We start from the raw sequence: 21,443 nt of genomic DNA on the forward strand, positions 1-21,443 counted from the left end.
ATGACCTCTCCGCCGCCGGACCCGGCCGCCCGCTCCCTCGACGAACGGCTCGACGCGATCGCGCGTCAGCCGTTCCGGGCGAAGTTCCATCTGCGCGGGCGGGAGCTGGCCGTCGCCGGGCAGAAGGGGCCGGCGACCATCCGCTGGCACGCCTACGACCTGATCGCCGAGCGGCTCGCCCCGGCGCGGCCGTACAAGGACGGCAGGCAGACGCCGTACCGGGGGCATCCGGTGTTCGTCGCCCAGCACGCCACCGCGACCTGCTGCCGGAGCTGTCTGCAGCGCTGGCACGGGATTCCCCGGGGACGGGAGCTGAGCCGCGCCGAGCACGTGTACGTGGTGGACGTGATCTGCCGGTGGATCGAGCGCGAGGTGGCGGGCGGCGCCGGGCCGGACGCCGCCCGCCACGGCTGATCAGAGCGTGGCCGAGTTCTCGTGCCAGTGGCCGCCGCGCTTGCTGTGCGGGGCCGCGAAGGAGGAGGCGACCGGGTTCACCGTCCAGTCGGGGTGGCCGGGCATGCGCGGGGTCCTGGTGCCGTAGAGCCAGTCACGCAGGAAGCCGGACTGGTCCTGGCCGGAGACCTCGGAGGCGACGTCGATGTAGTCGGCGGTGGTCGCCGAGTAGTCGCGGAAGCGCTCCAGGAAGGTGCGCTCGACGGCGTTGAACACCTGCTCGCCGACGAGCTGCCGGAAGGCGTACAGCACGAGGACGCCGCCCAGGTAGCGCTGGCTGTCGAAGAGGTTGACCGCGTTCGGGGAGGCCACCGGGCCGGAGTCGTGACGCCACTGGTCGCCGCGCGCGTAGGTGTCCTTCATCCGGGCTTCCATGGTGGTCAGGCCGAGGGAGTCGGCCCAGCCGCGCTCGTAGCGGTAGAGCAGCCCGTAGTAGTCGGCGTGGCCCTCGTTCAGCCACAGGTCGGCCCAGGTGGCGGGGCTCACCAGGTTGCCGAAGTAGGAGTGGACCAGCTCGTGCATCATGTGCGAGCCGATGCTCTTCTCCGGCTGGAGCAGGAAGTTCGGCTTGTACAGGGTGAGGGTCTGCGTCTCCAGGCCGGTGAAGTCGAAGGCCGCGGGGTCGTCGGAGTTGCACGGCAGCAGGCCGTACGTCTCGAACGGGTAGGCGCCCAGCCGGTCCTCCAGCCAGGTGACGAGGCCGGGGGTGAGGGCGAGGGCCGGTTCCAGGGCGGTGGCGCGGGCGGTGGGCACGACATCGCGCAGCGGCAGGCCGTGCGGGCCCTGGCGGTCCTTGATCACGTAGTCGCCGACGGTGATCTGCACGAGTTCCGTGGCCATCGGGGAGGCCGAGCGGTACGAGTACGCCGTGCGGTCGCCGCTCAGCGTCTCGGTGCCGGTGAGCAGGCCGTTCGCCACCGCGCGCAGCCCGCTCGGGACCGTGACGCGGAAGGTGAAGTCCGCCTTGTCCGAGGGGTGGTCGTTGCACGGGAAGACGGTGTGCGCGGAGTTCGGCTGCGGGCAGGTCGCGAAGCCGTCGGGGGTGGGCACCCAGGCGGTGTGGGCGAGGGCGCGGCGCGGGTCGGCGGAGTAGGCGACGGTCACGGTGGCCGGCGCGTCCGGCGGCAGGGCCTTGGCGGGCGTGATCCGCAGTTTCTCGTCCACCTGGGTGAAAGTGGCGGCGGCGCCGTCGACGCACACGGTGCGTATGTCGAGGCCGAGGGCGTCGAGCGAGAAGCGGCTGAGCGGGCGGTCGACGCGTATCTTCAGCGTGGCCGTCGCGTCGACCTTCCTGGCCGTGGCGTCGTAGGCCAGGTCCAGGTGGTAGGACGTGGCGCGGTAGCCCTTGTTGCCGAGGGTGGGGAAGACGGGGTCGCCGAGGGTCTCGGGGCCGAGGACGGCCGCCGTGCGGGCCGCCTTGTGCGCCTTCGCGCCGGGGGGCGCGCCTGGGCCGGGGAGCCCGTCGTCAGTGCCGCGGCCGTGCCGATCAGGGCGGCCGCCGGGGCCGTCACTCTGGTGCGATATCTCATGGTCCGCTTTCGGTCGGGCGGCCGGGTGGTCGGATCCGGCCGCCGGTCGTGGGCGATCACGCGTGGTCAGTGGTGATCGTTTGTCATGACCACATGAAGGCGGGATCGGTTGCGCCGGGGCGGCACGAATTTCCGGCCGGGACCCCTGTCGAGCCGGACCCGATCACGAGATATCTTGATGTCGAGCAATGTTGCAGACGTGGAGCGGAGCACCCGGTGACTGACTCGACCATCATCTACACCTACACAGACGAGGCCCCGGCCCTCGCGACGCACTCGTTCCTGCCGGTGATCAAGGCGTACGCCTCGCAGGCCGGCGTGCCCGTGGAGACCCGCGACATCTCGCTGGCCGGGCGCATCATCGCCGTCTTCCCGGAGTACCTGAACGAGGACCAGCGCATCCCCGACGCGCTGAGCGAGCTGGGCCGGCTGGCCAAGACGCCCGCCGCCAACATCATCAAGCTGCCGAACATCTCGGCGTCCATCCCGCAGCTCAAGGCCGCCGTCGCCGAGCTGCAGGGCAAGGGCTACGCGCTGCCGGACTACCCGGACGACCCCAAGTCCGACGAGGAGCGGGAGATCCGCGCCCGGTACGACAAGATCAAGGGCTCGGCCGTGAACCCGGTCCTGCGCGAGGGCAACTCCGACCGCCGCGCCCCCGCCTCCGTGAAGAACTACGCCAAGACCCACCCGCACCGCATGGGCGCCTGGAGCTCCGACTCCAAGACGAACGTGGCGACGATGGGCGTGGACGACTTCCGCTCCACGGAGAAGTCCGTGGTGATCTCCGAGGCCGGTGCGCTGCGCATCGAGCTCAAGGGCGACGACGGCTCGACCACCGTCCTGCGCGAGTCGGTACCCGTCCTCGAGGGCGAGGTCGTCGACGCCTCCGTGATGCGCGTCGGCGCGCTGCGCGAGTTCCTGACCGCGCAGGTCGCCCGCGCCAAGGAGGAGGGCGTCCTGTTCTCCGTGCACCTGAAGGCCACGATGATGAAGGTCTCCGACCCCATCGTCTTCGGCCACGTGGTGCGCGCCTTCTTCCCGAAGACGTTCGCGAAGTACGGCGAGACGTTCGCCGCCGCCGGTCTGACCCCGAACGACGGCCTGGGCGGCATCCTCAAGGGCATCGAGTCGCTGCCCGAGGGCGCCGAGATCAAGGCCTCCTTCGACGCCGAGCTGGCCGAGGGCCCGACGCTGGCCATGGTCGACTCCGACAAGGGCATCACCAACCTGCACGTGCCGTCCGACGTCATCGTCGACGCCTCGATGCCGGCCATGATCCGCACCTCCGGTCACATGTGGGGCCCGGACGGCCAGGAGGCCGACACCCTCGCGGTGCTGCCGGACTCCTCCTACGCCGGCGTCTACCAGGCCGTGATCGAGGACTGCCGCGCCAACGGCGCCTACGACCCGTCGACCATGGGCTCGGTCCCGAACGTCGGTCTGATGGCGCAGAAGGCCGAGGAGTACGGCAGCCACGACAAGACCTTCGAGATCCCGGTCACCGGCACCGTCCGCCTGGTCGACCAGGCCGGCAACGTCGTGATCGAGCAGACGGTCTCCGCCGGCGACATCTTCCGCGCCTGCCAGACCAAGGACGCGCCGATCAGGGACTGGGTGAAGCTGGCCGTCACCCGCGCCCGCGCCACCGGCGACCCGGCCGTCTTCTGGCTGGACGCCACCCGCGCCCACGACGCCAACCTGATCGCCAAGGTCGAGCAGTACCTGGCGGAGCACGACACCGAGGGCCTGGACATCCGGGTCCTGTCTCCGGTCGAGGCCACCAAGCTGTCGGTGGAGCGCATCCGCCGCGGCCAGGACACCATCTCGGTCACCGGCAACGTGCTCCGCGACTACCTGACCGACCTGTTCCCGATCCTGGAGCTGGGCACCAGCGCCAAGATGCTGTCGGTCGTCCCGCTGATGGCGGGCGGCGGTCTGTTCGAGACCGGTGCCGGCGGCTCCGCGCCGAAGCACGTGCAGCAGCTCGTCAAGGAGGACTACCTGCGCTGGGACTCCCTCGGCGAGTTCTTCGCCCTGGTGCCGTCCCTCGAGCAGTACGCGGCGGCCACCGGCAACACCCGCGCCAAGGTCCTCGCCGACACGCTGGACCGCGCCACGGCGACCTTCCTCAACGAGGACAAGTCCCCGACCCGTCGCCTCGGCGGCATCGACAACCGCGGCAGCCACTTCTACCTGTCCCTGTACTGGGCGCAGGAGCTGGCCGGCCAGACCGACGACGCCGACCTGGCGAAGGCGTTCGCCCCGTTCGCCGAGACCCTCGCGGCCGACGAGCAGAAGATCGTCGAGGAACTGATCGCCGTGCAGGGCAGCCCGGCCGACATCGGCGGCTACTTCCAGCCGGAGAAGGCCAAGGCGGACGCGGTCATGCGCCCGTCGGCCACCTGGAACTCGCTCCTCGCGTCCCTGAGCTGAGGTACGCGGCGGGTCAGCCGCCGCCGTGAGTGATCCTCCGCCCCGGTCGGTGCCCCCGGCCGGGGCGGAGGCATGCCGGGGGCCGGTGCGCCGTGTGTCCGTCCCGGCCCGCCGGCGGTACGGAGGGCGGTGACGGCCGTGGCGTTGATGCTCCTATTGCTGTCAGTGCCGTGTGGCACCTTGATCGTGCACCGTCCGACCGACGCCCATGGAGCAGCCCGTGCCCCCGTACGCCCCCTCGTTCGAACTCCTGCCCGGTGCCGCCGAGTCGCCCGTGCTGCTGCACGTGCCGCACTCGTCGCGGGCGATACCGGGTGACGTCCGCGAGGGGATCGTGCTGGACGACGCGGCGCTCGAGCGGGAACTGGACCACATCACCGACGCGCACACCGCGCGGATCGCGGAGCGGGCGGCGGCCCTCGCCGGGACAGCCCCCTGGCGGTTCGTCAACCGGCTGTCCCGGCTGGTCGTGGACCCGGAGCGGTTCCCGGACGAGCGGGAGGAGATGCTGGCCGTGGGCATGGGAGCCGTGTACACCGGGACCACGCACCGCGGTGCGCTGCGGGCCACGGACACCGATCCCGAGCCGCTGGTCGAGCGGTACTTCCGGCCGTACGCGCGCGCGATGACCGAGGCGGTGGCCGGGCGGCTCGCCGCGACCGGGCGCGCGATCGTGATCGACGTGCACTCCTATCCGCGCGAGGCCCTGCCGTACGAGCTGCACGGTGCCGGCCCGCGGCCGCCCGTGTGCCTGGGCACGGACGCCTTCCACACGCCGTCCCGGCTGCGCGAGGCGGCCCTGGAGGCGTTCGCCGAGTGCGGGGAGACGGGGCTGGACAGCCCGTTCAGCGGGACCTACGTGCCGCTGGAGTACTACGGCCGCGAGGCGCGGGTGAGCGCGCTGATGGTGGAGATCCGCCGGGACACCTACATGACCGAGCCCGGCGGCCCCGCCGGCCCTGGTCTGGAGGACCTCGCCGGAGCTCTGGCCGCGCTCGTGGACGCCGTGTAGCGGCGGGGCCGCCTCCGGCTCGGAGCCCCGGGCCCTCCGGCTGGAGCACTCCCGCAGGACAGCGGGCGGGGCGCGTACGAAGGTGGTGGGCATGACGGAGGAGATCACGCTCACCGGCCGGGCCGCACCGCCCGAGCGGGACTGGCCGCCGCCCGTGCGGGACTGGCTGCCGCTCGACCTGGACGGGACGGACTTCGACCCGGTCCTCGCCGGCCTGATGCGCGAGGGCCCGCTGACCCGGATCCGGCTGCCGTTCGGCGAGGGGTGGGCGTGGCTCGCCACCCGCTACGAGGACGTGAAGCTGGTCACGAACGATCCGCGCTTCGGCCGCGCCGAGGTGACCCGCCGTCAGGTGACCCGGCTGGCCCCGAACTTCGCGCCCCGCCCGGGCTCGCTGGCCTGGGCCGACCAGCCCGAGCACAACCGGCTGCGCAGGCCGGTCGCCTGCGCCTTCACGGCGAGCGCCATGAAGCGGCTGCGGCCCCGCGCGCAGCGGATTCTGGACGAGCTGATGGACGGCGTCGTACGGGACGGGCCGCCCGCGGACCTGGTCGAGCGGGTGCTGGAGCCGTTCCCGATCACGGTCGTCAGCGAGGTGATGGGCGTGCCGCCCGCCGACCGGGAGCAGGTGCACGCCTGGACCCGGCAGATCATCTCCACCTCCGGCGGCGCCGAGGCCGCCCAGGCCGCGAAGACAGGCCTGTACGGCTGGATCACCACGGCCGTCCGGTCCCGCGCGTACAGCACGGACGAGGACGTCTACTCACTCCTCGGGGCCGCCGTGTCCCGGGGCGAGATCAGCGAGGAGGAGGCCGTCGGCCTCGCCGGACCGCTGCAGATCGGCGGCGAGGCGGTCACCCACAACTGCGGCCAGATGCTGTTCCTGATGCTGACCCGGCCGGAGCTGATGGAGCGCGTACGCACCCGCCCCGAGGCGCGCGGCCCGGTGCTCGACGAACTCCTGCGTCACATCCCGCACCGCAGCACGGTCGGGCTCGCCCGGATCGCCCTGGAGGACGTCGAGGTCGGCGGTCACCGGATCGCGGCGGGCGAACCGGTCTACGTCTCCTACCTCGCCGCCAACCGCGATCCGGCCGTCTTCCCGGACCCCGACCGCATCGACCCGGACCGGCGCCCCAACCCGCACCTGGCCTTCGGCAACGGCCCGCACTACTGCACCGGCGCCGTCCTCGCCCGGCTGCAGACCGAACTGCTCGTCGACACACTCCTGGACCGACTGCCCGCCCTGCGCCTCGCCGTCCCACCGGACCAGGTCCAATGGCGGCACAAGACGATGATCCGCGGACCACGCACCCTGCCCGTCACCTGGTGACCCGGAGCGGGGCCGGCCGGACGCGTCCCTACGCCCGCAGCCACTCCGTCACGACCACCTGCCCGCCGGCGCGGAGCCGCAGGGCGAACGGGCCGGTGGGTGGGGTGTCGCTGGTGAAGCGGCCGAGGGTGTCGACCGTGACGGGGCGGGCCGCCCGGGGGCCGCCCAGGACCTCGACGCGGGCCGGGCCCGGGGGCAGCACCTGGCCGATCAGGCCCTCCCCGGTGACCTCGATGTCGACGGTCAGGCCGCCCGCGCGGAAGGTCAGCATCCGTGGCGCGTCCGGCACTCCCCTGACGGGCAGCGCGTCCACCAGCGAGTCGAAGGTCAGCTCGGCGATGTCGGCGTCCAGGTCGTGCAGCGCGTAGGCGCCCAGCGCGAGTTGGCGCAGTTCGGCCGGGACCGGGTCCAGCACGGCGGCCGCCTGGCGCAGTTCCTCCTCCAGCAGGTCCCCGTCGAACCCGGCGTCGTCGCATCCCTCTTCGGGGAAGGCTTCGTCGTCGTGTGTGCCGCTCATGCCGCCTCCCGTGCGTCCATCCGGGCCCGCAGCCGGCGCAGACAGCGCTGGCGCAGCGGGCCGATACTGCCGACCGCGATGCCCAGCGCGGCCGAGACCTCCAGATAGCTCGGCGGCGGCGAGGCCATCAGCACCCGCAGCAACTGCCGGCACCGCTCGCCGAGCGCCTCGAACTCCTGCCACAGCCGGCGGATCCGCTCGGCCTGCGCGGCCTCCTCCTCGGAGTCGATCAGCGACTGCTCCGGTGTCCGTTCCTCACTGGCCCGGTCCAGCACCTGCGGATCGTCCGTGAACGTCAGCCGGGTCAGCCCCTTGAGCACCTTCAGGCACTCGTTCCGGGCCGTACTGGCCAGCCAGGAACCCGCCTTGTCCGGTTCGCGGAGGCGGTGGAGGTGCTGGGCGAAGCGGAACCACACGGTCTGGTAGACCTCGTGCGCGTCGGCGTCGGAGAGCCGGTGTGCGCGCACCACCGACCACACCAGCGGACTCAGTCCCTCCACCAGCGCCTTCCAGGCCGCCGCGTCGCCGTCGACCGCGGACCGGACCAGCGCGCCGACCTCTGTTCGGTCCACAACTCCACCCCTCGTGTACGGCACGTCATCGTACGCCGTGGAGTGGAGCGTTCCGGCCCTCATACCGGCCGGACCGGGATCGCGACGGGGGTCGGGCGCCAGGTGGACGGCCGGAGCACCGGCACGTGCGCCCCGCGCACCTCGGTGGACTCGGTGACCGAGCGGAGCAGTTGGGCCCGGGCCGCGCGCGGTTCGCGCTCCTTGTGCGCCGTCATGTGGGCGGCGACGAGCCCGGCGACGACCGGGGTGGCGAAGGACGTGCCGCTCCACTGCGCGAGGCCGTCGAACATCACCTGGTCGGGTTTGCCGGCGGTGCTCTCCCGCGCCTCGCTCAGCACGCCCGTGTGCCGCGGGTACTGGCAGGTGCAGACGTATTCGAAGCCGTACCGGCAGGCGTCGTAGGTGGAGTGCTGGTAGACGTACGGCACGGGTGTGCGGAAGCCGGTGAGGGCGCTGGTGAGCCGCTCGCCGGGGGCGTAGACCCGCACCCAGTGGCCGTGGTTGCTGAAGCAGGCGCCGGACTCGCCGTCCCCGCGGAGCGCGCCGACCGACAGCACGCAGTCCTCGTACTCGGGCAGGGCGGCGTAGGCGGCCGGCCAGAACGGGTTGTCGCTGGCGTTGTTGCCGGCGGCGGCGACCAACAGGGTTCCCTGCTCGCGCAGTTCCCGCATGAACGCGTCGAGGCCGAGCAGTCCGTCGGTGCGGCCGTTGGACGTGCCGGCCGAGAGGCTGATGATGTCGGGCCAGCCTCCCTGGTCGACGGCCTCGAAGAGTCTGGCGCCGAACTCGGACTCCAGGACGGCGCCCGCGTCGGCGAGCGTGCCGCGCACGGTGACGTCGGTGTTGGGGGCGACGGCGGCGACGATTCCGGCGATGAACGTGCCGTGTCCGACGTACTGCCGCAGCACACCGTCGGGGCCGGTCTCGCTGACCTGCGGGTCGCCGGTGGTGTGGGCGAGCAGCGGGTAGGAGCCGTGGTCGTGCACCAGGCCGGTGTCGATGACGAGGACGCCGACGGCGGTGTCCGGGTCGTACGGGGCGTCCACCGGAGCCGGGTTGGGCGGCTCGCTGCGCGGCGCGGGGACCGGCTCGTCGCCGGGGCAGGCGTTGACCGCGATGTGCACGACGTGGTTGCGGCTGACCAGGCGGCGGCCCTGGCGGCCCTCGGCCTCCCGCAGGGCGCCCAGGGCGTGCGGGACGACGTCCTCGCCGAGGGCGGGGTCGCCGACCCGGATCCGGGTGATGCCGGTGCGGTTGGTCTCCGGGCCGGCCCGGCGCACATGGTCCGGGACCAGGCCCTGGGTGTCGGTGAAGTGGCCGCGCACGGTGTCCTCGACCAGCCGGGCCTCCTCACCGTCGCGGGCGAGGACGACGCCCTTCTCGTAGAGGAACTCCGCGGCGTCGTCCGGCCCCATGGCCAGAGCGGTGCCGGGCATCGCGCGCTGGATGTGGTCGAACTGCTCGTGGAATCGCTGAGGTGCCATGGTGTGTCCTCCCCCTGAGACGGTGTCCGACAGTCAGAGTCGTCCGACGACCGATTGATACAGCTTGATACAGCCCGCGGGTGCGGCGGGTACGGCCGCAAGTGACAACGGCGAACCCGTGGGGCGGGTTCGCGCAGGCCACTACCATGCGAGGGGTGACAGCGGGAAGCGAGTCGGTCCTCGAACTGCTGCCTATGGTGTTCGCCGACCCGGGCGAGGCCCGGGCACGCGCGGAACACCTGCTGCACACCGGCCCGCCGCCGCTGCACGCCAGCGTCGCGCACCAGGTGCTCGGCATCTGGCAGCGGGACTTCGGCGATCTGCGGATCGCCCTCAGGCATCTGCGCCGGGCCCGGGACCTCGCCGCGCGCGCCGAGTCGGCGGAGCGGGAGGCGGACGTCCTCGCGACCCTGGGGGTCGCACTGGTGCACGCGGGGCGCACCCGGCAGGGGTTGGCGTCGTTCGAGCAGGGGGTCGCGCGGGGCAGCGGACACACCAGGGCACGGGTGCGGTACCGGCGGGCCTATGTGTGGTGGGTGCTGGGGCATCACCGGGAGGCACTGGAGGACGTACGGCGGGCCCTTCCGGCACTGCGGCAGGCCGGCGACGGGATCTGGACCGCGCGGGCGCTGACCCTGCGGGCCACGGTGCATCTGGCGCTGGGCGCGGTGGACCGGGCGGTCGCGGACTTCACGGCGGCGGAGCGGCTGTGGGACACCACCGGCCAGGAGCACGACAAGGCGGACGCGGTGGAGAGCCGGGGCCTCGCCGCGTTCCGCTCCGGGGACATCCCGGCCGCGCTGCGGCTGCTGGACGAGGCCGAGGAGCGGTACGCAAAGCTCGGCACGCCCACCTTCATGCTGTCCGTGCGGCGCTGCGAGGTGCTGATGGCCGCCGGGCTCGCCCCCGAGGCGCTCGCCGAGGCGGACACCGCGATCGCGCTGCTGGACCGGATCGGCGGGCAGTCCACCCGTAAGGCCGAGCTCCTGCTGGCCGCCGCGCACGCCGCCCGCTCGGCCGGGAAGCCGGACATCGCGACCGACCGTGCCGCCCATGCCGTACGGCTGTTCGCCAGGCAGCGGCGGACCTGGTGGGAGACGCACGCCCGGCTGGTGCTGACCGAGGCGCGGGCGGCGGCGGGGCCCGGGTCGGGCCGGCTGGTCGCGGACGCGGCGCGGGTCGCCGAGCGGCTGGCCTCCTTCGGTTCGCCGGCCGCGCCGGAGGCCTCGCTGCTCGCCGGGCGGATCGCGCTGACGCTGGGCCGGACGGCGGACGCGGAACGGCATCTGGCGGCCGCCGCGCGCAGCCGGCACTCCGGTCCGCCGCGGGCCAGGGTGACGGGCTGGGTGGCGCAGGCGCTGCGTGCCCGGGCGGCCGGCTCCGGGCGCGGTGTGCTGCAGGCCTGCCGGCACGGCCTGGGCGTGCTCGACGACCACCGGATGACGCTCGGCGCCTCCGAGCTGCGGGCCCGTGCCACCGCGCAGGGGGCGGAACTGGCCGCGCTCGCACAGGAGGTGAGCCTGGCGCACGGCGGCCCGCGGCGGCTGCTGGAATGGAGCGAGCGCTGGCGGGCGACCGTGCTGGCCGCGCCGCCCGCCCGGCCGCCCGCCGATCCGGCGCTGCTCGGCGGCATCACCGCCTACCGGGAGATAGCGGCCCGCGCGGAGGAGGCGCGGATGGAGGGCCGCCCGGTGCCCGCCCTGGAGCGCGAACAGCGGCGGCTGGAACGGGAGATCCGCTCCCGCACCCACCACATGCGCGGCGACGCGCCCGGCGACGGCGACCGCTTCGACGCGGCCCGGCTGCTGGCCCGTCTCGGGGACGCTCGGCTGGTCGAGCTCGCCGTGGTGGACGGCCGGGTGCACATCCTGCTCTGCGGGCAGGGCCGGGTCCGGCGGTTCGCGGGCGGGGCGCTCGCGGAGGCGGTGGCCGAGGCGGAGCATGTGCAGGCCGGGCTGCGCCGGCTCGCGCATCCGGGCGGCGAGGCGCGGCTGCCGCTGGTGGAGGCGGCGGGCCGGCGTCTGGAGGAGCTGCTGCTGGGCGGTGCCGCGGCGCATCTCGGGTCCGGCCCTGTGGTGATCGTGCCGCCGGGCGCGCTGCACCGGGTGCCGTGGGCGCTGCTGCCCGCGCTGCGGGAGCGGGTGCTCAGTGTGTCGCCGTCGGCGGGCAGTTGGCTGCGGGCCCGGGAGACCGCGCCGCCGCGCGGCGGCCGGCATGTACTGGTCCGCGGCCCGGGCCTGGCCACGGGCGGCGCGGAGGTGCCCGAGCTGGCCGGCCGGTACGGCGCGGCTACGGTGCTGGAGGGACCGGCGGCGCAGGTGCCCCGGGTGCTGGAGCACCTGGACGGCGCGGCCCTCGCGCATCTCGCCGCGCACGGTACGTTCCGCGCGGACAGCCCGCTGTTCTCCGCGCTGCGGATGGCCGACGGCCCGCTGATCGTGCACGACTTCGAGCGCCTGGCCCGCAGCCCCTACCGGATCATCCTCTCCAGCTGCGACACCGCCCGGCTCGCCTCGGTCGGCGCGGACGAACTGCTGGGGCTGGTCACCGCGTTGCTGCCGCTGGGCACGGCCGGGGTGGTGGCGAGCAGCGCGCCGGTCAACGACGCGGCCGTGGTGCCGCTGATGCTCGCCCTGCACAAGGGACTGGACGCGGGACTCTCCCTGGCCGAGTCCCTGCGCGACGCCCGCGCCACCCAGCCGGGCGACGCGGTCCACCAGGCGACGGGGTGGGCGTTCGCGGCGTTCGGGGCGGCGTGAGGCGGGCCGCCCGTGGTGAAAGCGTTGCGGTCGCGCGGGTTCCGTTCCGTGGCACTCGGGAGGGCTTGAGGCGGGGGCGCACGCCGTGAACAACCCCGCGGACAAGGGGGTTCAGGGCGTTCGGACCGGCGTGAGGCGGAGCCCGCACGCTGTGCGGGCCCCGGGTCACGCGGGTTCCGCCGCCGGCAGGTCCGTGAGCCACGGCAGCGCTCCGCGGTCGCTCGCGCCGAGGCGGGCGTAGGCCCCGTACAGGTGGTTGCCGACCGTCCGGACGGAGAGCGTCAGTCGCTCGGCGATCTGGCGGTTGCTGAGGCCGGACGCCGCGAGGGCGACGATCTGCCGTTGCCGCGCGGTGAGTTCGCCGAGGACGAGTCCGGAGAGCGCCGGGGTGCGGGCGCCCTGGCAGCGGCGGGCCAATGCGAGCGCCCGGGTGCGGGAGAGGCGGGCGGCGCGCGGGTCGCGGTGGGCCGGTACGGCCTGTGCGTGCGCCTCGGCCGCGAACAGCAGGAAGCCGCGCTCCGCCAGCGCCTCGGCGGCCCGGTCCAGGGCGGGGCCGTCGCCGCGGGCGAGCGCGTCGGCGTGCCGGGCGAACACACCGTCGCCCGGCAGCCGCCCGGCGACCCGCTCCGGTGCCCCCAGCCGCACGGCGTCGTAGAGCGCCAACACCTCGTCCCCGGCGATCCGGTCCAGGGCGCCCCCGAGGTCGCCTCGTGCCGCCGCGGCCCGCATCCCCGTCCCCGTGGTGTCGCCGAATTGGTCTGCCGCTAAGTCGAGTTCGGTACGGCAGCCGGTGTCCTCCGGTTCCGCGCGCAGACCCTCGCGTGCCCATGCGGCCGCCTCGCGCAGCTCTCCGCGCAACCGGGCGTACCGGGCACGTACGGCGGCGTATCCGCCCGGGACCGGCCGCCCCTCGGCCAGCAGCCAGTCGCCGACCGGCGTCGGCACGGCCCGTACGTCGTGTCGCGCCAGCCTGCGCTCCAGCGCCGCCCGTTCGGCCGAGAGAGCCGGCCCGTACCGGTCCGGGGTGCGGGCCAGCCGGCGTGCCCGCAGCGGGCCTGCGGTGGCGCGCAGGGCCGGGCCGTGCAGCGGGTGGGCGAGGGTGACCGAGCCGTGGCCACCGACGTCGATCAGCCCTTCCTGCTCAAGGCGTTCGAGGACGTCCAGGTCGAGGCCGTCCAGGGCGAGCGGCAGGGGCTCGGCGAACGCGAGCCGGTGCAGTGTCTCGCGCTCGTCGGGGTCGGGCCGGTCGAGGACGGCGGCCAGGCGCTCACGGACGGTCGCGGTGACCGGGACCGGTCCGCGCCACGCCCATCCGCCACCGCCCGGGACGGCGCTCAGGGCGTCGGAGCGGCGCAGCGCCCCCAGCAGGTCGCGCAGCAGCCGCAGATCGCCCTGGCACAGCCGGTGCATCCGGCCCATGGTGAGCGGCTCGAGTCCCACCGCGGCGAGGAGCCGGTCGGTGTCCTCGCGGGGCAGCGGCGGCAACGGCAGGCGCGGCAGCAGCTCCCCCGTCCACAGTCTGGAGACGGCGGCGGGCACGGGCGCGCCGTCGGTGGCGGTCACCGCCAGCCGGGTGCCTCCGTGCACGGCGAGCTGGTGCACGAGCGCGGCGGAGGCCTCGTCGAGCAGATGGGCGTCGTCGACGACGAGGAGGCGCACTCCGGACAGGAGCCGCACCGCGCGGTGCAGCGAGACCGTGTCGGGCAGCAGGTGCGCGAAGGCCGCGAAGCGCATGCTCCGGGTCTCGGGGGTTCCGGTCACCCGGGCGCAGTCCAGGCCCCGGACCGCCTCCTTGATCAGCCGGGTCTTGCCCCGGCCGGCCGGCCCGGTCACCACGATGCCCGGCCGCCCGGCCGCCAGCGCCCGCCGGACCCGGTCCAGTTCGTCCTCCCGCCCGGTGAACGGCCAGGGCAGTTCAAGCGTCTTCGCGTCCTGTTCGTCAGTCGTCACACGAACAGGAGCGCGCCTACTCAGTTCTGATACAGGGCGACTTGAGTACCCCCCGACTCAGGCGCTCGGCCATCGGGGAGGGCATTCTGGCGGTCCAGGCCACAGTCGGGCCCAGGGGGAGCGGTCGGGGGACGTCACCTTCGGGGGAGGGAGACGTCCTCCGGCCTCGCCGTCGTGTCCCCGGCGAGGAGCCTCGTGAGGCGACCGGCCAGGAAGTCCCGCTCCCGAAGCGGCGGTACGGCCCGGTCGGCCGAGGCGGCGATCCCGTCGGGGTCGAGGTGGGCGGCGAAGGCCGGGTGGGCGGCCAGCCGCCGGGCGTGACTCCACAGCGCCGGATGGCCGGCGACGCGCTGCACGGCCGAGGCGTCGATGCGATGGCGGTGCACGGTGTCCAACTGGACCAGTGCCACCCACAGTTCGACGTCGGCGGCGGTCAGCCGGCCGGCGACCAGGAACTCCTCCCCCGCCAGGTACCGTTCCAGCCGGCCCAGCGTGTCCAGCAGGTGTTCCAGTGCGGCGGCTCGGTCGGCCGGATCGGCGCCGGCCCGCCCGGCGCGCTGCGCCGCCCGCTGGATGTCCTCGGCACAGAGCCGTTCCACGGCCTCGATCTCGCTCTCGGCGCCGCTCGGGTACAGCGAGGCACGGCCGTTCGGGCGGAAGCGGTCCAGGTCGCGGAGGATCTCCGGGGCGTGCGTGCTGACGATGCGTCCGGACCAGTCGTCGCTGAGCACCGGAGCGAGAGCGGGCCCGGTGTAGTGGTGCGCGCTCGCCTCGTACAGCGGATGCAACGCCGAGTGGCCGCCGTCGGGTTGGTCCGGCACGGCGGGCAGGAATGTCACCGGACAACTGCCGTCGAGCCCGAGCAGGCGGTGGCCGACGGCGAGGCGCAGCCCGTCGGGAGTGGCGGTCGAGAGATGGAGCCGGTAGCGGTGCGGCACGGCGTAGTGGCCGCTGCGCGCGTCCTGGCCGATCCGGCCTCGGAAGACGGGGGCGGGGCGGCGGAGCGACGGGACGGCGGCGAGCGGAGCGATGGACATGTGTCTCCCCTGGTGCGGGCGCGCGGAGGCGGGCGCGGCGAATACGGCGTGGGTGCGACGAGGGCGCGGGCGGACCGGCTTGGCCTCCAGCGGTCGGCGGACAACCTTCGACGGGCAGCGGTCGGCGGACAGCGATCGGAGGTCGGCTGTCAACTGAGCCGTCGGCCGTCGGCCGTCAGCTCTCTGCCGCCTGCTGTCAGCCGTGCAGGCCGATCGCGCTGCAGACGCGCAGCAGGTCGATGTGCAGGCGGGAGGTGAGAAGGGGTGCGCGGGGCGGCGTGCGGCCCGCTCGGCCGGCCACCGTCTCGAGGCGCGCCATGATTCCCTACCCGTTCGCTGGGATTCCCTTTCCCTGGAGTGTCGATCGGGCGTGCCGCGGCGTCAAGGCGACGTCCACACGGCGGACCGGTACGGGTTCACTCGAACGCCGCACTGCGCTCGTCGGCCGGCCGGGCCGGTGCTGATGTGGAGGGACGTACCGCGCTCTGAGGAGGCCGCCGCGATGCACCGTCCGTCCCGCCCCGCACGTGTTCTCACCTTGGCGCTGGCGACGGGGACTCTGCTGGTCACCGCCGCCTGCGCGGGCGACACCGGGTCCCCGGAGGCCGCGCCCGCCTCCCCGGCGGCGAAGCAGTCTCCGTCCTCCCCGTCACTGTCCTCCCTGTCCTCGTCCTCCCCTTCGCCGTCCTCCCCGTCCGCGTCGGCCACGCGGGCGCTGACCACGAACGGGGCGAAGGCCGCGCTGATCACCGAGGCCGACATCGAGGACGCGTGGACGCAGGTGAACAACGCGGCGAGCTGGCGCGACAAGCTCCTGGTCGGCAAGGTCGACGTCGCCTCGTTCCTGAACGGCGAAACCAGCTCCCAGGATTGTCAGAAGCTGCTCGACAGCCTGTACTCGGACACCCTGCTGGGCCGGCCGGCGGGAGCGTCGGCGCTCACCGGCTTCACCCAGGGCGACGCCCGGCTGCTGTACCAGGTGGGCGACTACGGCAAGGGATCGCTGGAGAAGTCCCTGGACTGGATGAAGAGCCTCGCGGACACCTGCGACCAGTTCACCGTGACCGGCTCGGACGGCGGCAAGCGGACGGTACAGGTCGTGAGCAGTTCGCTGCCGGCCGTGGGGGACGGCAGGCAGGGCCTCACCCTGACGGTGCAGGGCACCTCGAACGGAGAACCCGTCACGCTCAAGCTGGACGTGGCCGCCGTCCGGGTCGGCTCGTCGGGGATCCTGGTGACCAACGGCGGCCCGTCCGGCGTCGATCACGACAGCACGGAGACGGCGGTCCAGCAGGGCACCCAGCGGTTGCAGCAGGTGCTCGCCGGCAAGACCCCTTCCCCGACCCCGACCACGCTGGACTGACGGCCCGTGGCGGGACCGCGCCTTCGCCGGAGGCCTGTCCCGAGAGAGCGTCATGTGACATATTACTGGCGTGGCGATGCGACTGACCTGTGATGTCGTGGTCGTCGGGGCCGGTGCGGTGGGTGCGGCCTGCGCGTTGTACGCCGCGCGGGCGGGTCTCGACGTGAACGTGGTGGACCGTGGTCCGGTCGCCGGGGGCACCACGGGAGCCGGCGAGGGAAATCTGCTGGTCTCCGACAAGGACCCCGGTCCCGAACTCGAACTGGCTCTGCTTTCCGCCAGGTTGTGGGCGCGGCTCGCGGACGAGTTCGGTCCGGCGATCGAGTACGAGCCCAAGGGCGGCCTCGTCGTCGCCTCGACGTCTGATGAACTCTCCGCACTGCACGACCTCGCCGAACGCCAACGGGCCGCCGGCGTCGAGGCCGACGGGGCCGACTCCCGGGAACTGAGGGAACTGGAACCCCACTTGGCCCCCGGCCTCGCGGGCGGGGTGCTCTATCCCCAGGACGCGCAGGTCATGCCGGCCCTCGCCGCCGCTCACCTGATCCGCGCCTCGGGAGCCCGGCTGCACGCGGGCCTGACCGTGACCGGCGTACTGCGCGGGCGGGACGGCGCGGTACGCGGGGTCCGTACCACCCAGGGCGACATCCACGCCCCGGCCGTGGTGAACGCGGCCGGCACCTGGGGCGGCGAACTCGCCGCCCTGGCCGGCGTTCACCTTCCGGTGCTCCCCCGGCGCGGCTTCGTACTGGTCACCGAGCCGCTTCCGCGGATGGTCCGGCACAAGGTGTACGCCGCCGACTACGTGGCCGACGTGGCGAGCGACTCGGCCGCGCTCCGGACCTCACCGGTGGTCGAGGGCACCGCCGCCGGGCCGGTCCTGATCGGGGCGACCCGCGAACGGGTGGGCTTCGACCGCACCTTGTCCCTGCCGGCCGTACGAGCGCTCGCGGCCGGTGCGATCGGCCTGTTCCCCTTCCTGGAGCGGGTGCGCGCGCTGCGGACGTACGCGGGCTTCCGGCCGTACCTGCCCGACCACCTCCCTGCGATCGGCCCCGATCCGCGCGTGCCCGGTCTGCTGCATGCCTGCGGGCACGAGGGCGCGGGCATCGGACTGGCCACCGGAACCGGGCGGTTGATCGCGCAGGCTCTGACCGGGAAGGCGGTGGAGCTGGATCTCGGCCCGTTCCGCCCGGACCGGTTCGGGACACCCGGGACTCCCCCGACGACGCGTGGAGGCGAGACGCCGTGACCCCTTCGCAGCCGGCCGGGGCGCATCCCGCCGCCGCGTTCAGCGCCACCTTCGACGGCCGGCCCGTGGCGGCGCTGCCGGGACAGACGGTCGCGGCAGCACTGTGGGCGGCGGGCGTGACCTCCTGGCGCGGCACGCGCGGCGGGGGCCGGCCACGCGGGGTGTTCTGCGGGATCGGGGTGTGCTTCGACTGCCTGGTGACCGTCAACGGGCGTCCCAACCAGCGGGCTTGTCTGGTCCCGCTCGAACCGGGCGATGTGATCCGGACACAGGAGGGGACGGGACACGCGGATGGCTGAACGACCCCATCTCGCCGTCGTCGGGGCGGGTCCGGCGGGGCTGGCCGGCGCTCTGGCCGCGGCCGCGCGCGGTGTGCGCGTGACCCTGGTCGACGCGGCCGAGCAGGCGGGCGGCCAGATCCACCGGCGGCCCGCCGCCGCCCTGGCGGCGCGCCGCCCGCCCGCACCGCGCCCTCGGGCGCGCACCTGGGACCGGCTGCGGGACGCGCTGGACCGGCACCGCGCCGGCGGGAACGTCACTCACCTGACCGATCATCATGTCTGGTGCGTGGAGCGGCTCCCCGCCTCCGGAGGGTTCGCGGTGCACTGCCTGCGCGGCCCGGCGCAGGAGGAGGGGGTCACCGTCCGGGCCGACGCGGTGCTGCTCGCCACCGGCGGCTACGAGCGGGTGCTGCCCTTCCCCGGCTGGACACTCCCCGGAGTCGTCACCGCGGGCGGCGCACAGGCCATGCTCAAGGGCCAACTGGTGCTGCCCGGCCGTACGGTCGTCGTCGCCGGCACCGGTCCGTTGCTGCTCCCCGTGGCGGCGGGGCTCGCGGAGGCGGGCGCCCGGGTGGCCGCGCTGGTGGAGTCCGCCGGTCCGAGGGCACTGCTGCGGATGGCTCCGGCACTGGCCGGGCACCCCGGAAAGCTCGCCGAAGGCGCCTGGTACGCGGCCCGGTTGCTGAGGTACGGGGTGCGGCCCCTGACCCGGCACACCGTGGTCGAGGCGCACGGCGCCGACCGGATCGAGGCGGTCACCGTGGCCGCGCTGGACCGGAACGGGCGGCTCGCGCCCGGCACCACCCGCCGCGTTCCGTGTGACGCCCTCGCGGTCGGGCACGGGATGCTGCCCCACACCGACCTGGCCGAGACGCTCGGCTGCACCCTGTCCGGGACCGACGTCCGCGTCGACACCGAGCAGCGCACCGACGTGCCGGGCGTCTGGGCGGCCGGGGAGGCCACCGGCATCGGTGGCGCGGACCTCGCGCTCGTCGAGGGACACATCGCCGGCCGTTCGATCGCCGCCCGCCTGCACGGCACCACCCCGGACCCGCGCACATGGGCCGCGGCCGCCCGGGCCCGCACCCGGCTGCGGGCGTTCTCCACCGCACTGGACACGGTCTACGCGCCGCCCGTGGACTGGGCCGACCGGATGACGGACGACACGACGGTGTGCCGCTGCGAGGAGGTCACCGCCGGGCAGGTCCGCGAGGCGGCCGGCACCCTCGGAGCCGGGGACGCGCGCACCGTGAAGCTGCTGACCCGCGCCGGAATGGGCTGGTGCCAGGGCCGGATGTGCGGCCCCGCGGTGGCCGGACTGACCGGCTGCCCGTTCACACCGGGCCGCCGGCCGTTCGCCCGGCCGGTACCGCTCGGCGTACTGGCCGAACCGCCGGAACCACAACCGCACTGACCGGCCCGCCAACCCGCCGCCACTCCCGCGGCCCCTGCCGCGACCCCGCGACTCAGTAAAATGTCACACCCTATTGGATCGGGGACCACTCATGACCCTCCAGCAGAGCCGCCCCTGGCGCGGCATCCTCGTGGCCACCGCGCTCCCACTCCGCGCGGACCTCTCGGTGGACCACGACCGTTACGCCGAACACTGCGCCTGGCTGGTGGAGAACGGCTGCGGCGGCGTCGTGCCGAACGGCTCCCTCGGCGAGTACCAGGTGCTCACCCCCGAGGAGCGGGCCGGGGTCGTGGAGACGGCCGTCGCCGCGATCGGCGGTGCGCGGGTCATGCCGGGCGTCGCGGCGTACGGCTCGGCCGAGGCCCGGCGGTGGGCGGAGCAGGCGGCCGAGGCGGGCTGTGCGGCCGTGATGCTGCTGCCGCCCAACGCCTACCGCGCCGACGAGCGGTCCGTACTGGCGCACTACGCCGAGGTCGCGCGGGCGGGCCTGCCGGTGGTGGCGTACAACAACCCGGTCGACACCAAGGTGGACCTCGTGCCCGAACTCCTCGCCCGGCTGCACGGCGAGGGCCACATCCACGGCGTCAAGGAGTTCTCCGGTGACGTCCGCCGCGCCTACCGGATCACCGAACTCGCGCCGGAACTGGACCTGTTGATCGGTGCCGACGACGTCCTGCTGGAGCTCGCCGTGGCCGGCGCCAAGGGCTGGGTGGCCGGCTACCCCAACGCGCTCCCCCGGGCCTCGGCCGAGCTGTACCGCGCCGCGACGGCCGGGGACCTCGGCACCGCGCTCCCGCTGTACCGGCAGTTGCACCCGCTGCTGCGCTGGGACTCGCGGGTGGAGTTCGTGCAGGCGATCAAACTGTCCATGGACGTGGTCGGCAGGTACGGCGGACCGGTGCGCCCGCCGCGCGTTCCGCTGCTGCCGGAGCAGGAGGCGGCCGTCCGCGCCGCCACCGAGAAGGCCGTGGCCGCGGGGCTCGCCTGACGCACACGCCGCGGCGAGAAGCCCGACCAGCCCGACGCCACGACAGAGAGGCCGGAGTATGCGCAGCAAGCTCGTCCTGCACGCCGTCGACTCGCACACCGAGGGCATGCCGACCCGCGTGATCACCGGCGGGATCGGCACCGTACCCGGTGCGACGATGAACGAGCGGCGGCTGTACTTCCGGGAACACCGCGATCACATCAAGCGGTTGCTGATGAACGAGCCGCGCGGGCACTCCGCGATGAGCGGCGCGATCCTCCAGCCGCCGACCCGGCCGGACTGCGACTGGGGCGTCATCTACATCGAGGTCTCCGGTTATCTGCCGATGTGCGGACACGGCACGATCGGCGTGGCGACCGTGCTGGTCGAGACCGGCATGGTGGAGGCGGTGGAGCCGGTGACCACCATCCGCCTGGACACTCCGGCGGGGGTCGTGGTCGCCGAGGTGGCGGTGGAGGACGGAGCGGCGCGCGACGTGACCCTCCGCAACGTGCCCTCCTTCGCGGTGGCCCTGGGCCGCGAGGCCACGCTCCCGGACGGCCGCACCGTCACCTACGACCTCGCCTACGGCGGCAACTTCTACGCCATCCTCCCGCTCGACGCCTTCGGCCTGCCCTTCGACCGCGCCCGCAAGGACGACATCCTGGCGGCCGGCCTCGCGCTGATGCGGGCGATCAACGCGGAGTCGGAGCCGGTGCACCCCGAGGACCCGTCGATCCGCGGCTGCCACCACGTCCATCTCCACGCCCCGGACGCCACCGCCCGCCACTCGCGGCACGCGATGGTCATCCACCCGGGCTGGTTCGACCGCTCCCCCTGCGGTACGGGGACGAGTGCGCGCATGGCGCAGTTGCACGCGCGGGGCGAACTGCCGTTGCACACCGAGTTCGTGAACGAGTCCTTCATCGGCACCCACTTCACGGGCCGGCTGCTCGGCACCACCCGGGTCGCCGGACTCCCCGCCGTGCTGCCGAGTTTCACCGGCCGCGCCTGGATCACCGGCACCGCCCAGTACCTGCTCGATCCTTCCGATCCCTTCCCGGAGGGGTTCGTCCTCTAGACT

At 74.0% G+C, this 21,443-nt stretch carries 18 protein-coding genes; 11 read left to right on the forward strand and 7 right to left on the reverse strand.

What is annotated here, in order from left to right; translation table 11 throughout:
• Positions 1-414, forward strand: coding sequence for a DUF4186 domain-containing protein (locus ACFVVO_RS18115; protein ID WP_390055996.1), 414 nt, complete (start codon positions 1-3; stop codon positions 412-414).
• Here ACFVVO_RS18115 and ACFVVO_RS18120 read toward each other — a convergent pair whose 3' ends face one another.
• Complete coding sequence (locus tag ACFVVO_RS18120) at positions 415-2,112, reverse strand: M1 family metallopeptidase (RefSeq protein WP_390056262.1); 1,698 nt, start codon at positions 2,110-2,112, stop codon at positions 415-417.
• An 86-nt stretch (positions 2,113-2,198) separates the two neighbouring features.
• Between ACFVVO_RS18120 and ACFVVO_RS18125 the strand changes: the two genes are divergently transcribed.
• The 3 genes from ACFVVO_RS18125 to ACFVVO_RS18135 all read left to right on the forward strand — a co-directional run bounded on the left by ACFVVO_RS18125 (position 2,199) and on the right by ACFVVO_RS18135 (position 6,763).
• Positions 2,199-4,418: an NADP-dependent isocitrate dehydrogenase gene (locus ACFVVO_RS18125; RefSeq protein WP_390055998.1), complete on the forward strand. Its 2,220-nt coding sequence runs from the start codon at positions 2,199-2,201 to the stop codon at positions 4,416-4,418.
• Positions 4,419-4,638: 220 nt separating this feature from the next.
• Positions 4,639-5,430 carry an N-formylglutamate amidohydrolase gene (locus ACFVVO_RS18130; RefSeq protein ID WP_390056000.1) on the forward strand — a complete coding sequence of 264 codons (792 nt, stop codon included), beginning with the start codon at positions 4,639-4,641 and terminating at the stop codon, positions 5,428-5,430.
• Between the two features lie 91 nt (positions 5,431-5,521).
• Positions 5,522-6,763 (forward strand): cytochrome P450, encoded by a 1,242-nt coding sequence (locus ACFVVO_RS18135; RefSeq protein WP_390056002.1) that lies wholly within the window; start codon positions 5,522-5,524, stop codon positions 6,761-6,763.
• Between the two features lie 28 nt (positions 6,764-6,791).
• Here the strand turns inward: ACFVVO_RS18135 and ACFVVO_RS18140 are convergent, their stop codons facing one another.
• The 3 genes from ACFVVO_RS18140 to ACFVVO_RS18150 are packed head-to-tail and all read right to left on the reverse strand — an operon-like array spanning position 6,792 to position 9,336.
• The gene (locus ACFVVO_RS18140) at positions 6,792-7,280 is read right to left on the reverse strand and encodes a hypothetical protein (RefSeq protein ID WP_390056003.1); all 489 of its coding nucleotides are present in this window, start codon (positions 7,278-7,280) and stop codon (positions 6,792-6,794) included.
• Entirely contained in the window at positions 7,277-7,915 is a 639-nt protein-coding gene (locus ACFVVO_RS18145; protein WP_390056005.1) for an RNA polymerase sigma factor, read from the reverse strand. The genes ACFVVO_RS18140 and ACFVVO_RS18145 overlap by 4 nt, the downstream gene beginning before the upstream one ends.
• Positions 7,912-9,336, reverse strand: coding sequence for a S8/S53 family peptidase (locus tag ACFVVO_RS18150; protein ID WP_390056007.1), 1,425 nt, complete (start codon positions 9,334-9,336; stop codon positions 7,912-7,914). The genes ACFVVO_RS18145 and ACFVVO_RS18150 overlap by 4 nt, the downstream gene beginning before the upstream one ends.
• A 146-nt stretch (positions 9,337-9,482) precedes the next feature.
• Between ACFVVO_RS18150 and ACFVVO_RS18155 the strand changes: the two genes are divergently transcribed.
• On the forward strand, positions 9,483-12,095 hold the full coding sequence (locus ACFVVO_RS18155) for a CHAT domain-containing protein (RefSeq protein ID WP_390056009.1): 2,613 nt from the start codon (positions 9,483-9,485) through the stop codon (positions 12,093-12,095).
• A gap of 165 nt (positions 12,096-12,260) precedes the next feature.
• Here the strand turns inward: ACFVVO_RS18155 and ACFVVO_RS18160 are convergent, their stop codons facing one another.
• The 3 genes from ACFVVO_RS18160 to ACFVVO_RS18170 all read right to left on the reverse strand — a co-directional run bounded on the left by ACFVVO_RS18160 (position 12,261) and on the right by ACFVVO_RS18170 (position 15,401).
• Positions 12,261-14,045 (reverse strand): LuxR C-terminal-related transcriptional regulator, encoded by a 1,785-nt coding sequence (locus tag ACFVVO_RS18160; RefSeq protein ID WP_390056011.1) that lies wholly within the window; start codon positions 14,043-14,045, stop codon positions 12,261-12,263.
• Positions 14,046-14,179: 134 nt separating this feature from the next.
• Positions 14,180-15,082, reverse strand: coding sequence for a glutathione S-transferase C-terminal domain-containing protein (locus ACFVVO_RS18165; RefSeq protein ID WP_390056012.1), 903 nt, complete (start codon positions 15,080-15,082; stop codon positions 14,180-14,182).
• A 196-nt stretch (positions 15,083-15,278) separates the two neighbouring features.
• Entirely contained in the window at positions 15,279-15,401 is a 123-nt protein-coding gene (locus tag ACFVVO_RS18170) for a putative leader peptide (RefSeq protein ID WP_390056014.1), read from the reverse strand.
• Between the two features lie 183 nt (positions 15,402-15,584).
• Here ACFVVO_RS18170 and ACFVVO_RS18175 point away from each other — a divergent pair, with 183 nt between their 5' ends.
• The 6 genes from ACFVVO_RS18175 to ACFVVO_RS18200 all read left to right on the forward strand — a co-directional run bounded on the left by ACFVVO_RS18175 (position 15,585) and on the right by ACFVVO_RS18200 (position 21,440).
• Positions 15,585-16,445: a hypothetical protein gene (locus tag ACFVVO_RS18175; protein WP_390056016.1), complete on the forward strand. Its 861-nt coding sequence runs from the start codon at positions 15,585-15,587 to the stop codon at positions 16,443-16,445.
• A gap of 70 nt (positions 16,446-16,515) precedes the next feature.
• Complete coding sequence (locus tag ACFVVO_RS18180) at positions 16,516-17,697, forward strand: NAD(P)/FAD-dependent oxidoreductase (protein ID WP_390056018.1); 1,182 nt, start codon at positions 16,516-16,518, stop codon at positions 17,695-17,697.
• On the forward strand, positions 17,694-17,996 hold the full coding sequence (locus tag ACFVVO_RS18185; protein ID WP_390056020.1) for a (2Fe-2S)-binding protein: 303 nt from the start codon (positions 17,694-17,696) through the stop codon (positions 17,994-17,996). Before ACFVVO_RS18180 ends, ACFVVO_RS18185 begins: the two co-directional genes overlap by 4 nt.
• The gene (locus tag ACFVVO_RS18190) at positions 17,989-19,392 is read left to right on the forward strand and encodes an NAD(P)/FAD-dependent oxidoreductase (RefSeq protein ID WP_390056022.1); all 1,404 of its coding nucleotides are present in this window, start codon (positions 17,989-17,991) and stop codon (positions 19,390-19,392) included. The genes ACFVVO_RS18185 and ACFVVO_RS18190 overlap by 8 nt, the downstream gene beginning before the upstream one ends.
• 91 nt (positions 19,393-19,483) lie before the next feature.
• Positions 19,484-20,380 carry a dihydrodipicolinate synthase family protein gene (locus tag ACFVVO_RS18195; protein WP_390056024.1) on the forward strand — a complete coding sequence of 299 codons (897 nt, stop codon included), beginning with the start codon at positions 19,484-19,486 and terminating at the stop codon, positions 20,378-20,380.
• Positions 20,381-20,438: 58 nt separating this feature from the next.
• Positions 20,439-21,440 carry a proline racemase family protein gene (locus ACFVVO_RS18200; protein WP_390056026.1) on the forward strand — a complete coding sequence of 334 codons (1,002 nt, stop codon included), beginning with the start codon at positions 20,439-20,441 and terminating at the stop codon, positions 21,438-21,440.
• Positions 21,441-21,443 lie beyond the last annotated feature (3 nt).

Source organism: Streptomyces sp. NPDC058145 (assembly GCF_042884245.1).
Taxonomy (GTDB): domain Bacteria; phylum Actinomycetota; class Actinomycetes; order Streptomycetales; family Streptomycetaceae; genus Streptomyces.